Origin of the sequence: Mammaliicoccus sp. H-M34 (assembly GCF_022386495.1) — a bacterium.
In the GTDB taxonomy this organism is placed as follows: domain Bacteria; phylum Bacillota; class Bacilli; order Staphylococcales; family Staphylococcaceae; genus Mammaliicoccus; species Mammaliicoccus fleurettii.
On record NZ_JAJNIK010000003.1, the window covers coordinates 1 to 13880 of the forward strand.

13 protein-coding genes and 1 riboswitch are annotated in these 13880 nt (G+C 31.9%); of the genes, 7 read left to right on the forward strand and 6 right to left on the reverse strand.

Annotated features, from left to right (window positions below; genetic code table 11):
- Nucleotides 1–232: 232 nt before the first annotated feature.
- The 4 genes from phnE (LQ608_RS04225) to LQ608_RS04240 form a co-directional block, all read right to left on the reverse strand.
- The gene (gene phnE, locus LQ608_RS04225) at nt 233–1042 is read right to left on the reverse strand and encodes a phosphonate ABC transporter, permease protein PhnE (RefSeq protein WP_239749932.1); all 810 of its coding nucleotides are present in this window, start codon (nt 1040–1042) and stop codon (nt 233–235) included.
- Nucleotides 1039–1836, reverse strand: a complete 798-nt coding sequence (gene phnE, locus LQ608_RS04230) for a phosphonate ABC transporter, permease protein PhnE (protein WP_239749934.1) — start codon at nt 1834–1836, stop codon at nt 1039–1041. Before phnE (LQ608_RS04230) ends, phnE (LQ608_RS04225) begins: the two co-directional genes overlap by 4 nt.
- The gene (gene phnC / locus LQ608_RS04235; protein WP_239701667.1) at nt 1837–2610 is read right to left on the reverse strand and encodes a phosphonate ABC transporter ATP-binding protein; all 774 of its coding nucleotides are present in this window, start codon (nt 2608–2610) and stop codon (nt 1837–1839) included.
- An 84-nt stretch (nt 2611–2694) separates the two neighbouring features.
- A complete protein-coding gene (locus LQ608_RS04240) occupies nt 2695–3651 on the reverse strand; it encodes a phosphate/phosphite/phosphonate ABC transporter substrate-binding protein (protein ID WP_239749936.1) in 957 nt (318 codons plus the stop codon).
- A 221-nt stretch (nt 3652–3872) separates the two neighbouring features.
- On the opposite strand from LQ608_RS04240, the gene LQ608_RS04245 reads away from it, so the two are divergent.
- Nucleotides 3873–5405: a GldG family protein gene (locus LQ608_RS04245; protein ID WP_239749937.1), complete on the forward strand. Its 1533-nt coding sequence runs from the start codon at nt 3873–3875 to the stop codon at nt 5403–5405.
- Nucleotides 5406–5529: 124 nt separating this feature from the next.
- Here LQ608_RS04245 and LQ608_RS04250 read toward each other — a convergent pair whose 3' ends face one another.
- The gene (locus LQ608_RS04250) at nt 5530–7068 is read right to left on the reverse strand and encodes a bifunctional metallophosphatase/5'-nucleotidase (protein ID WP_239749938.1); all 1539 of its coding nucleotides are present in this window, start codon (nt 7066–7068) and stop codon (nt 5530–5532) included.
- Nucleotides 7069–7273: 205 nt separating this feature from the next.
- Between LQ608_RS04250 and LQ608_RS04255 the strand changes: the two genes are divergently transcribed.
- Nucleotides 7274–7654, forward strand: coding sequence for an RrF2 family transcriptional regulator (locus LQ608_RS04255; protein ID WP_239749939.1), 381 nt, complete (start codon nt 7274–7276; stop codon nt 7652–7654).
- A gap of 72 nt (nt 7655–7726) precedes the next feature.
- Complete coding sequence (locus tag LQ608_RS04260) at nt 7727–8620, forward strand: NAD(P)/FAD-dependent oxidoreductase (RefSeq protein ID WP_239749941.1); 894 nt, start codon at nt 7727–7729, stop codon at nt 8618–8620.
- A gap of 73 nt (nt 8621–8693) precedes the next feature.
- On the opposite strand, the gene LQ608_RS04265 is transcribed toward LQ608_RS04260, so the two are convergent.
- Entirely contained in the window at nt 8694–8909 is a 216-nt protein-coding gene (locus LQ608_RS04265) for a hypothetical protein (protein ID WP_078357263.1), read from the reverse strand.
- Nucleotides 8910–8983: 74 nt separating this feature from the next.
- A riboswitch (SAM riboswitch) is annotated at nt 8984–9083 on the reverse strand.
- 128 nt (nt 9084–9211) lie between these two features.
- Between LQ608_RS04265 and LQ608_RS04270 the strand changes: the two genes are divergently transcribed.
- The 4 genes from LQ608_RS04270 (at nt 9212) to LQ608_RS04285 (ending at nt 13838) form a co-directional block, all read left to right on the forward strand.
- Nucleotides 9212–9814: a PepSY domain-containing protein gene (locus LQ608_RS04270; RefSeq protein WP_239749943.1), complete on the forward strand. Its 603-nt coding sequence runs from the start codon at nt 9212–9214 to the stop codon at nt 9812–9814.
- A gap of 252 nt (nt 9815–10066) precedes the next feature.
- A complete protein-coding gene (gene efeO, locus LQ608_RS04275; protein ID WP_239749946.1) occupies nt 10067–10918 on the forward strand; it encodes an iron uptake system protein EfeO in 852 nt (283 codons plus the stop codon).
- Nucleotides 10919–10924: 6 nt separating this feature from the next.
- On the forward strand, nt 10925–12163 hold the full coding sequence (gene efeB / locus LQ608_RS04280; RefSeq protein ID WP_239749957.1) for an iron uptake transporter deferrochelatase/peroxidase subunit: 1239 nt from the start codon (nt 10925–10927) through the stop codon (nt 12161–12163).
- Entirely contained in the window at nt 12138–13838 is a 1701-nt protein-coding gene (locus LQ608_RS04285; RefSeq protein WP_239749959.1) for an FTR1 family iron permease, read from the forward strand. Before efeB ends, LQ608_RS04285 begins: the two co-directional genes overlap by 26 nt.
- The last annotated feature ends 42 nt before the right edge of the window (nt 13839–13880 follow it).

The following is a 13880-nucleotide window of genomic DNA, read 5'->3' on the forward strand; positions in this document are numbered from 1 at the left end:
CGCAAAATACAGGCCGATAAAAATAAATAGCGACCCGAAAACGCGGAATACAGGCCGATAAATAAAATTAGCGACCCGAAAACGCGAAATACAGGCCGATAAAAATAAATAGCGACCCGAAAACGCAAAATACGGACCGATAAAAATAATTATCGACCCGAAAACGCGAAATACAGGCCGATAAATAAAATTAGCGACCCGAAAACCAATAATTTTCGGGTCGCTTCCACTGTTAAACTAATTTTTTTCTAATTTTACCTGAGATGATGTCTATCACGGCTACCATAATAATTAATCCAATAAGTATGATACCAACACGATCCCATGTTCTTGTCTGTAGTGCAAATATTAATGGTGTTCCGATTCCGCCTGCACCTATTAATCCTAAAATTGATGCTGATCGTAAATTGAGTTCAAATCTATATAATACTAATGAGATGTACGATGGTAATATTTGTGGTACAACTGCAAACATTAGAGTCTTAATGGAGTTTGCACCACTTGCTACTAATGATTCTGTTGGACTTAAATCTAAATTTTCTAGATCTTCAGCAAACAGCTTACCCATCATGCCTATTGAATGGATACCTAAGGCTAGTACACCTGAAAATGATCCTGGTCCGACTGCTTTTATAAATATAATGGCCATAACGATCTCTGGAAATACACGTATGACACTTAAAATAAACTTACTGACACTTGATACGGGTTTGAATTTAACCATATTTTTTGCTGCTATAAAAGCGAATGGTATACAGAATATAGCGGATAAAAATGTACTAATTACAGCGATTGCGAATGTTTCTAAAAGTCCGCGTAATAAATCTTCTCCTTCAGGTATGTATACGTAAGACCAATCTGGATGGATTAATCCATCTAAAATTGAACGCATAATTGTTCCTGATTGTTCTTTTATTTCAAATGCTGAAACACCTACGAATGCCCAAATTAATAAAATCACAACGACGATAGTTGAAATCCATCGATATAATAAATTTTTCTGTTGAGTAGGGGAATGAAGTTGCTCTGTTTTGTTTGTCATACGAGTTTCTCCCTCACTTTCGTGCTAATGAAATCTATAATCACAACGATAACAAGTGTCACGAGAATGATTGTTAATGTCTTTGGATATTGGAATAAGCCTAATGTTTGATCGTAATACAATCCGATACCACCTGCACCGACTAATCCAAGAACGGCAGCTGCACGAATATTGATTTCAAATGCGTATAATACATAAGACATATAAGGTGCAATGGCTTGTGGAATAACAGCATATGTAATCCATTTTAATTTGTTAGCACCAACAGCTGTCATTGCTTCTAATGGACCATCATCAATACTTTCTAAAGATTCATACATTAGTTTAGAAATGATGCTGATTGATAAAATAATAATGGCTAAAATACCTGGAATTTGTCCTATTCCAAAAATAGCTACAAACACCGCTGCAAGTAATAAATCAGGTATTGTTCTGACAATGTTTAAAAGAAATCTACACGGAATAGAAATCCAATTTGATTTGATAACATTGCTCGCACATAACATTGAAATAGGAATGGATAATATTGCTCCAATGAATGTACCTACAACTGCCATACGAATTGTATCTAACATCGGCTTTGTAATATTTGATAAATAATTTAAATCTGGTGGAAACATGCTTTTAAACAGTTCCACCATTTGAGGAATACCATACATTAAATCGCCTAAACTAAATTTCGTATACAAAAAACTCCAAATAACTAGGGCAGCTACTACTAATATTGAAAATATTTGTTTTAATGATGATTTTCTTTCCAGATAAGGTGCTAAATGATCATTGTCATTGTCCATTTATCTCACTCCTAACTTTTCATCACTTTTAATATGACGTCCGTATATTTCTGCAAATGTATCATCATCTGCTTCTGAGGTAGGACCATCAAATACTAATTCTCCGGCACGTAAGCCAATTATGCGTGAGCCATATTCTCGAGCTAAATCTACAAAATGCAAATTGATAATAATTGTAATTCCGAGCTCTTCATTAATGCGTTTTAAATCATCCATAACTTGTTTAGTAGTGAGTGGATCTAAAGAAGCTACCGGTTCATCTGCAAGTATGATTGATGGTTCTTGGCAAAGAGCACGTGCTATAGAGATTCTTTGTTGCTGACCTCCAGATAATTCATCTGAACGACTATATGCTTTTTCTAAAATATTTACTCTGTCTAATGCTTCTAATGCTTTAAGTTTATCTTCTTTAGGAAACATACCGAGTACCATTTTCCAAGTAGGGTGATAGCCTACGCGTCCACTTAGGACATTTCTAATAACTGAAGAACGTTTTACTAAATTAAAATGTTGAAAAATCATACCAATATTACGTCTCATAGCTAATAAATTTTTACCAGAAGCTTTAGATATAGATTTTCCTTCAATAATGATTTCTCCTTCACTGATATCGTGAAGACGATTGATTGAACGGAGTAGTGTGGATTTACCAGCACCAGACAAACCAACGATGACAGCAAAATCACCTTTTTCTATATTTAAATTGATATTATCGAGACCTTTATGACCATTTTTATATACTTTAGTGACATTGTTGAATTCTATTTGACTCATATGAAATCACCTTTCGTGTAAATAAAGAGCCCAGCTCGCTAAATAGGAGCTGAGCCTTTATATTAGAATATTCATGCTTAAATCTTATTTTTCGTTTTCGTTAACTTTTTTACCGTATTCACGTACAACATCAAACTTAGAGTCTTTACTGTCTACATAACCTTCATGGCTATAAACTTCACTTACAATATCATGCCCTTTTTTAGTTTTAGCGATATCTTTAAACGCTTTTTTCAATTTATCGCGCCATTTATTATCCATATCACTACGAACTGAAATTGTGTCATTTGGAATAGGTTCTGTTAATTTTACAATTTCAGTATCTTTGAATACGTTAGGTTGGTCTTTTTTGACAATGTTACGAGCATCTTGGAACGTAACTGCAACGTCAACATCTCCATTTAATAAAGCGATAATTGCTTGGTCGTGACCTTTCACATTCGTAATATCCATATCGTTCATTGGATCGATTCCTGCATCTAATAATTCTGCTACAGGATATGTGTAACCAGCAGTTGATGAAACATCTTGTAGTGCGATTTTCTTACCTTTCATATCTTTTAAAGATTTAATATCTGAACTTTTTTTAACAATAAATTGTGATTTATATTCATCGACTAATTCATCACTATTTGAACCGTCCTCTTTAACACCGTAACGTTGTGCTTGTAATAGAACATCAGCTGCTTTTTGATCATGTGCTAATGTGTATGCTGTAGGAGGTAAAAAACCAACATCAACTTTTTTTGATTTCATTGCTTCTACAATAGTATTGTAATTTGTTGACACTGATACTTTGACTGGAATATCTAATTCATCTGATAGTAGCTTTTCTAAAGGTTTTGCTTTTGCTTCCAATGTGTCTGCATTTTGAGAAGGAACGAATTGAATCGTTAATTCTTCAGGCTTATAATCTCCACCTTTTTTATTATCCGACTCTTTCGATTGGATACTAGATTCCCCGTTGCCACATGCTGCTAATACGAAAATTGCGCCTAATAAAAAGATGAATAGACGGCTAAAATATTTCTTTTCCCTCATAATTTTACGCCTCCGAATATGTATTCTAATGCCCTACATATGAAATCCTATCACACTGAAAATACATATTTTGTTTGAAATTGGTAAACTATGTAAAAGTTTCATTATGTGTGTTAAGTACAATAGAATTATGTATATTTTTATATAATATATGGTTAATATTCATTTATTTAAATTTTTATAAACTAAAATGAATACATAAAAGATAAAGGAGTGTCACAATGTCTTATTTTAAAAAGTTAGTATTAACAGGTATGGTATCCATTTCAACATTATCAACTGGAGCGGTATATGCAGATGAAGCACCAGTTATAGGTAGCGATAGTGGTAAAGGACAAGTGCTAGTAGATAATACGCATGGACAAACAGCTGGTGCTGCTGATTGGGTGATAGATGGCGCATTCTCAGATTATGCAAATTCAATCGCTGAACAAGGTTACCAAGTTAAAGAATTACGAGATAAGTCAGGCATAACGACTGAGCGTTTAAATGGTGTTTCGATACTTGTAATACCTGAAGCAAACATTCCATTTAAATCAACTGAACAACAAGCCATTTTAAATTATGTTAAAAATGGTGGCAGTGTCATATTTGTTTCTGATCATTATAATGCTGACCGAAACTATAATAGAATTGATTCTTCAGAAGTGATGAATGGATATCGAAGAGGCGCATATGATGATATGACTAAAAATATGACTGAAGCTGAAAAGAATTCTGAAGCTATGCAAGGTGTTACAAGTTCTGACTGGTTATCAGAGAATTTTGGCGTAAGATTTAGATATAATGCATTAAACAACCTCAATGCAACTGATGTTGTTCAAGGTGAGGAAGGACTTGGTCTTGGAAATGGCATACAGTCTGTATCCATGCATGCAGGTTCAACAATTGCAGTGACAAATCCTAAAATTGCAAAAGGTATAGTATACGTTCCCGATAAATTGAGCGAAGCGGATAAATGGGGTCATGCTGTAGATCAAGGTGTCTACAATGGCGGAGGTAGAGAAGAAGGTGCATACATAGCCGTATCTAAAGTAGGTAAAGGTAAAGCTGCATTTATAGGAGATTCTTCCATGGTTGAAGATATTACACCTAAATACAAAAGAGAAGATGATGGAAGTACAAAGAAAACATATGATGGATTTAAAGAAGAAGATAACGGCAAGATGCTGAATAATTTAACAACATGGTTAGGTGAAAAAGAAGACTATACAACATTTGAAGAATTAGGAATTAAATTAGATCAAACAACGCAACTACTAGATTCAGAAAAGCCAGAGAACAGTAAAGAAACACAAGCAGAACCTTGGTCACAACCAAAAGCAGGTTACGAATGGTTTAATAGTGAAACATTCGCACCAGGAAGTTATGGCGGTTCAGAAGGTTCTGGTGGAAATGATAACCCAGGAAATACTCAAGGAACAGCTACATTAGAATTTCCTGATTCAGTAACAAACGGTGAAACTTTTACAGTAACAACATCATTAAGTGGATATGCTGCAAATAGTACAATTAAAGATTTGAAGTTAGGTATGTATACTGAAGGTGGTAATCAAATAGGCAAAATAAGCAAAGAAGGCGAGCAAGCTAGTGACTTTGGTTATAGTAAGCCAATTACCGTAAATACAGATAGTAAAGGAAACGCTAAAGTATCATATACAGTCGAAGTGAAGTCTGGTGTATCTGGAACAGCTAACTTAAGATTGAAACAAGGTAGTAAAAATATAGTTACAAAGCCTGTAAATATTCAATAGAAACGATAGGGTAGAAATGAGAAAGGATGGGACAAATTAATTTGTCCCATCCTTTTATTGTTTGGTGTTTTAGTCAATCTCTTCGATTAACTTCCGACTTAATCTACAATTCATCATTAAGTCATCAATAAACTACTTCAAAGTCCATAATGGATGGTAATGTTTCAATGGAATGGTTTTGTAAATATTGGATGATAAGCTCTGCACCTTCTAATTGTATTTCTTTTACTATTTGATTTGCATTAAACATATGGTAGCCGCCTCCTCCAACTGATCTATAATTGTTAACGACTATTTTGTACGTTGTGTCTAAGTTCAATGGTTCGTCTTTAATATAAATATCTTGAGCGCGTTCTCCTATAGGTTGTCTTATGTTTAATTTATATGATAATCCACCAAACATATCATAGTTGAAGTGTTGTGGCTTTGGTTCTAAAAATTCAGGATTAATGGTCAATTCGTTATCAATAATTGCAAAGTATGAAGCGGATCGTTCTAATGCTAACTTTAAGGTAGAGCCTGTTACTTCTAATACATTAAAAGTATTTGGAAAGGGATAATTATTAATAACATCTCTCATTGTGACATCTGTTCCAAATCCAGTAGCAGAATCAAATAATGCTGTTGCTGAAATATCTGCACCGCTAGTTTCCATCTGAGCATAATTTAATAAATTAATTAAAGGATGTGGCTTTATTCTTGCGGTAAAAGCATCTTCAATGTACATTGGTTCTGATAAATGCGTTATTTTTTGGTCTAACCATTGATTAACTTCTTCGTTTATTTTTCTCTTCGTACCTTCATCATTAATAGTTGGATTGGCGTCTTTTACATATAAAATTTCACTCTGAGATGAAATGATTTGTTGTGAGGCTTCGTCAATATTTAAAATGATTTTCCCTAAGCAATCTCCCTTTGAACCAGCTTGAATTACTTGAGTATTATTGATCTTTTCAGCAATTTCTCGATGCTGGTGACCAGTAATTAAAACGTCAATTCCTTCTACTTCATTGAGTAAATCATAGCCTTCATTCTCTCCAGTAATTAATTCTGTTGGTTCACCAGTTTGAAGGTCTTTCTCAAATCCGCCGTGGTAACATACGACGACAATATCTGATTGCTCACGAACATCTTCAATTAACTTAGCAGCAGTTTCTTTAACAGAGTAAAAAGACAAATCTTTGATTGTTTCTGGCTGCTCCCAATTAGGTATGTATTGAGTTGTTAATCCAATGATGCCAATTTTTGTATCGTTTTTATCAATATAAATGACGTCGTGACCTGTAAATGGCTTGTTATGTTTAAAAATATTTGCTGATAGTACAGGGAAATTAAAAGATTTAAGCGTTTCATATAAATAAGGCAAGCCGTAATTAAATTCATGATTACCAATTACTGCAAAATCGAAACCAATTTCATTATATATATCACTTAAATATTTACTAGAATGTAATTGTGAATGTAAATATGAACAAAAAGGCGATCCTTGTAAAAAGTCTCCATTGTCCATCAAGATGACATGCTCATGTTGCGATTTTATATCTGATATCATGGATTTTATTTTTAATAGTCCTTTAGGTAAATCTTGATGACTTGTTTGATAATCAGTTGGGAAAATATAACCATGAATATCACTGACAGTTAGTATTACGATTTCATTCATATTTTAAAGCCTCCAATTTTGGATATTACATCAATTATATCGATTAAATGTCATAGCATTGTGAAAAAAATAATAAGAAAACGTAAAATACTGGCTGAAAAAGTAATCAGTACTACCAAATATAAAATCATAAAAACAAAAGAATAGACAATTTTTAAATAAGTGCTATTATAGAGTTGTAATATCTATGATTAAGAGGTGTGTTATGAAAATTTCAAAAGGGACAGATTATGGTTTGCATGCATTAGCATATTTAATTGCTAAAAAAGAGCAACAACCTATTAATGTTAAACATTTATCTGAAGTATTAAATATATCTATAACATATTTATCTAAAATTTTAACTCAATTAGTAAAAGCGGGTGTTATTAAATCAGCTTCTGGTGCTAAAGGTGGTTATTATTTAGTGAATAATTGGGAACAGATTTCTGTATATGACATTATAACAGCGATTGATGGACATCAGAGTACATTAGAAGATAGTTTTAATCATGGGCCAGAATGTAAAATTCAAGCAATTTTATTATCTGCAGAAGATGAAATGACTAAAGCTTTAAAAAATAAAACTTTAAAAGATTTAATGTGAGTTAAATCTTTTTATTTGGACTAATCATAGATATTAGCACTCTATAATAGACGGGAAAAGGTGGCGTATAAAATGTTTGATTGTATCGTAATAGGTGGAGGGCCAGCAGGATTGGCTAGTGCTTTAACTTTAGGTAGAGCTTTGAAGAAAACTTTAGTAATAGATAATAATAATGCAAGAAATAAAGTGACTCGAAAATCACATGCATTTTTAACACAAGATGGTGTAACACCAGAAGAACTGAGAGCTAAAGCAGAACATGATGTAGATCAATATAAAGATGTTTCTCGTGTAAATGACACTGTTGTTAAATTGATAAAAGAAAATGATCATTTCATTGTTGAAACAAAACAACAAAAGTATACTACGAAAAAAGTGATGATATGTACTGGATTGAGAGAATCTTTGCCGGACATTAAAGGTTTAAAAGAAAGCTATGGTAAATCTATATTTTACTGTCCTTGGTGTGATGGTTATGAATTAAAAAATAAAGCATTGCTCATTTCTGTACAACCAGAACAAGTAAAACATATGGCATTACTTTTAAGTAACTGGTCAGAAGATATAGTTATAAGCAGTAAAGATTTTTCTGTTTTAACAGCAGAGGATAAAGCTTTCATGGATAAGAAAAAAATAAAATTAATAGAAAGTGAAGTAACTGAATTTAAACATATCGATGGAAACATTAATGAAGTTGTCTTTGAAAACGGAGAAAGTATACCTAGAAGTGGTGCGCTAATTGGTGTTAAATGGGATACGGAGTTTGAATTATTAAAAGGTTTAAATATTGAAAGAGAAGAAAATGGAAAAATTAAAATTAAACAATTTGGAGAAACATCAGTTCCAGGATTGTTTGTAGCAGGAGAAAGTAAAGATACAATGGCATCTCAGTTAATCGATGCAGCAGCAAATGGTAATCAAATTGCTAAATTTGTAGCAATGCAAATTATTATGGAATCTAATTAATAAAAAGATATAAAACTATGTACTTAAAAAACGCCTTATCAGCTTAATATAGCCGATAAGGCGTTTTGTTTGATTATTTTCTAGTGATACTAATATTAATTTCTAAGTCATCAAATGATAATTTACGATTGTTTGATTCGCTAGAATATTGTTCTTCTGTTTCGATTCTTACAAGTTCTGAAATTAATTCGTTCTTTTTAGCCGTTTTTGCAATTGATCCTGAAAAGCTTTTTGGTGGGTTTGCCTTCAACTCTGCTAATTCTGCTAAAATATCTTCTCTTGTTCTCATTTATATTGCCTCCTAAAGTTTTAGTTACAATAAAACAGCTCATCTTAAGATTAAGAAGAGCTGTTTAGAGAATCTTCTTATCTTTCAAGTTAAACTTGTTGGATTTAGCACAGTACTTACGCCTGTTGCTGAGGTTTCACAGGGCCAATTCCCTCCACCTACTCTTAATAAGACTACGAGCTATTTTATTGTTTCTTTATCATAACGAATAATATAAATTTTGTCTAATTTAAAATTTATATGTTTGGAAAATTTAGGAAGGTCTATATATAAAGTAAAGAGATATTAAGGAGGTATTAAGTATGAAGTTTAAAATGATTTCACTATTATTAGCGTCAGGCATCGTTTTAGCAGCATGTGGAAATGATAAAAGTGATGATCAAAAAGAAGAGAAAACTGAACAAACAACTGAACAAACAACAAAGGATGAAAGCAAAGACGATGAAGATACAAATAAAACAACTCAAAATACTATAAAATGGGATGATGTTAAAGTATCCCCTGAAGATGCTGTTAAGACAGCCCAGAAAGAATCTAAAGGTGAGTTGAAAGATTTATCTTTTGAAAAAGAAACAGGCGATTGGAACTACAAAGTAGAATTAGTAGATGGTAAAAATGAAAACAAAGTATTAGTTAATGCTGATGATAAATCTGTTGCTAATGTTGAGAAAGAAACAGATGACGATGATAATGAACAAACATTTAAATTATCCGACGTAGCAAAATTTGAAGATGTATTAAAAGTTGCACAAGATGAAGCAAAAGGTGACTTAAAAGAATGGTCATTAAGTGAAGATGATGGCCAACTTGTATATTCTATTGATCTTAAAGAAGGTAATAATGATTCAACAGAATTTAAAATAGATGCTAAATCAAAAGAAATTCTTGAGCAAGAACAAGATTAAATTAAAAAGCATATCTCTAAAAACCAACAAAGTTATAAAACTTTGTTGGTTTTTTATATTTAATTAATGATTATCATTCTCAATTATAAATAATGATTATTTTTAATAGATTTTCTACATTTAAAATCACTTTAGGTAAGGGGTTAAATTTGTATTTTTAATGAATTATATAAAATTTTTATTGACTATTTCTCTTTATAGGAATAAATTAAAGATGATAATGATAATCAATTAGATGGGAAGTGTAGAATTATGAAGAAGTTAGCTACAACATTTTTAGCGAGTGCCTTAATTTTAACGGCATGTAGTAATGATGAAGAGAAAAAGACATCTGAGAACAAAAAAGAGACGAAAGAAACAGCCAAAGTTGATTTTTCTAAAGAAACTAAAGCTTATAAAGACTTTACCACTGAGCAATTAGATCATTTTTTAGCGGATACTGAGAAGTTTGTTGAAGCAGTAAAAGCTGATGATATGGAAAAAGCTAAAGAAATATATCCTAAAGCACGTATGTATTATGAAAGATCAGAACCAGTTGCCGAGAGCTTTGGAGAATTAGATCCAAAGATTGATGCACGTTTAGCGGATATGAAAGAAGAAAATAAAGAAGACGAGTGGTCAGGTTATCATAAAATTGAAAAAGCATTATGGGAAGACAATACAACGAAAGATATGGGACCTGTTGCTGATCAATTGTTAAAAGATACTAAAGAATTAAGAGCTAAAGTTGATACTGTTGATGTGACGCCTAAATTGATGTTACAAGGCTCAATTGATTTATTGAATGAAGTTTCAAGTTCTAAAATAACAGGTGAAGAAGAAATTTATTCTCATACAGATTTATATGATTTTAAAGCAAATATTGAAGGCGCAGAAAAAATATTCGAAATCTTTAAAGATAAAGTTACGAGCAAAGATAAGAAACTTGCCGATACCACTCAAGAAAGATTTGAAAATGTAAATAAATTATTAGCTCAATATGAAACTAACAATGGTGGATATGAAGATTATACAAAACTTTCTAAAGAAGAAACGAAAAAGCTTTCAGAAGCTGTTGATAAATTAGGTGAATCATTAAGTAAAATGGCAGTGATTACGGAGTGATAAAGCATGTCTAATGAGGAGAACTATATAGCTAGAAGAGACTTTCTTAAGCTTGCCGGAGTTGGAGGAGCAGGATTATTAATAGGTTCTACTGGAGTTGGTGGAAGCATACTGGCTTCTCAATACTTTGCGAAAGATAAAAAGAATGTTAAAAATAAAATTAATTTCTATGGTAAATATCAATCTGGTATCACTACTGATGCACAGAAACATATTTATTTTGTAGTTTTAACTATTAACAAAATGTCCGTTTCTGATGCTAAAAAAATGTTTAAACTGTGGACGAATTATAGCGTGCATTTGATGAATGGTGAATTTGTAAAAGAACTTGGAGATAATAAAATGTTGCCGAGTCCTGATACTGGAGAAACAATTGGTTTGGATGCTAATCGACTCTCTCTTACTTTTGGAATTAGTCCTTCATTTTTTGAAAAAGTGGGATTAAATAAACATAAACCTGAGTTATTAAAAGACTTACCTCATTTTCCTAAAGACCAATTAGACGATGCTTATACAGGTGGGGACATTTGTATTCAAGCATGCTCAGATGACCCTCAAGTTAATTTTCATGCAATTAGAAATTTAATTAGAGTTGCTAAAGGTGAAGTTTCAATGAAGTGGAGCCAGGCAGGATTTAATTCATATAAAGAAAAAGATGGCAAAATAGAAACGCCTAGGAATTTATTTTCATTTAAAGATGGAACAGGTAATCCTTCCTTACATAAGCAATCCGAATTAGATAAGTATATCTTTATTCAAGATGGATGGGCTAAAAACGGCTCTTACTTAGTGGTGAGAAGAATTCAAATGTTAATGGAAACTTGGGATCGAACAGCTTTAGAAGAACAAGAAGCAACATTTGGAAGATATCGTCATTCTGGAGCACCAATAGGAAAAGAAAAAGAATTTGATACATTTGATCCGAATGTAAAAGATAAAAATGGTGAGAATTTAATTGAAAAAGAATCACACGTTAGCTTAGCAAAAGCATCAAAGACCAATTTATTAAGAAGATCTTATTCTTATTCAGATGGTATTAATTCACAAACTGGAACATTCGATGCAGGGTTATTATTTTTATCATTTCAAAAGTCACCTGAACAGTTCATTAAAATACAAAATAAAATGGGTGCAGTAGATAAATTAAATGAATACATTACGCATAGAGGCTCAGGTATTTTCTTATGTTTACCTGGTGTCCAAGAAGGAGAATATTTAGGTGAAACGCTATTTAATCGTTTTTAGTATTGCAACTTTAATTTGTTTAATTGCGCCGTTAACGATAAAAGCAGAAACAAGTTTAAGTGACATTTATATTAGTGTGACTGATGCAAAGTCAGCATTACAAGATAAAGATAACCATGCATTTGATAAACATTTTAAAGAAATTAAAGATAACTGGCAAAAAACAAATAAAAAAGAGCATAAACTCGTTCAAAAAATTAATGACGATATAGAAAAAGTTAAAAAAAGTAAGTCATCAAAAGAGAAAGAACAATCGTTAAGTGCACTTACTTCAGATTTAATTGATTACGAAAAAGTATTGAATCCTGTCGATAAGCAAAAGAAAAGAAATCAATTGCAGAACGAGATGCAGCCACTCATTAAAAATATATCAAAAGCAATATCTAATAAAGACTTTGAAAAAGCAAAGTCTATCAATAATCAATTAAATGCTACTTGGACGAAAAATGAAAAAATTGTACGCGAGGAAGATATAGGAAGATATGGCCAAATTGAAACTGCACTGATGTTTACTAGAATTGAGTTAACTAAAGATAAAGTTGATGCGACAAGTGCACAAATGCAAGTTGATCAGTTAAAAAAAGAGTTAGATGAATATCATGCAGGTAATAAATCAGGTGCTAAATCAGCCAATCAAGATGCAACTATTTTAAATAAGCATTTAGATCAAGCTATTAGTAATATCAAAGATGATGATTTAGCTAAAGCTAAACAAGATTTACAACAGTTTATTATTGTATGGCCAAATGTAGAAAGTGAAATTAGCACTAAAAATGGCGCGTTATATACAAAAATAGAACAAAAAATCCCACAATACGTAGGGCAACTTGATCAAGACAATAAAGATGAAATTCAAAGTAACTTAGAAACAATTAATCAAGAAGTTAAATCTACCATATCTAAGACGAGCTATTCATTCTGGGATGCCACGCTAATACTGTTACGTGAAGGGATAGAAGCATTACTTATTATTATGGCTTTATTAACTGTTACAAGTAAGTCAAAACAAACAAAAGCATCAAATTGGATTGTTATAGGTAATATAGTTGGAATTATGATAAGTATCGCTTTAGCATTTATATTTAAATCTGTATTCGACAACTTAGGATCAACAAGAGAGTTAACTGAAGGTATCGTCGGTATCGCATCAGTCGTATTGATGATTATCGTAGGCATATGGTTGCACTCTAAATCAAGCTTAGCATCATGGCAGAACTTCATTAATAAGAATATGGATAAAGCCATGTCTACAGGTAGTATCATAACATTTGGATTAGTCGCTTTCTTATCAGTGTTTAGAGAAGGCGCTGAGACAATTATTTTCTACTTAGGAATAGTAGGGAAAATATCAACATGGTCACTTATATTAGGTATTATAGTAGCGTTGATAATATTGGCAATCATTGCGACATTCTTTAATCAAATAACAAAATGGATTCCAATACACCGTTTATTCTTAATCATGTCATTATTTATTTTTATATTGGCATTTAAAATATTAGGCGTGAGTATTCATACATTACAAATATTAAACATTGTGCCACAACATACGATAAACAAATTACCATTTATTGATTTAATAGGATTCTATCCAACATATGAAACACTCATACCACAACTTGTACTTGTTATGATTGTAGTGATTTATTATGCGATGCGTAAAAAAATAGCATAATATATAAATGAGCGCTAAGACAAAACTTTGTCTTAGCGCTCA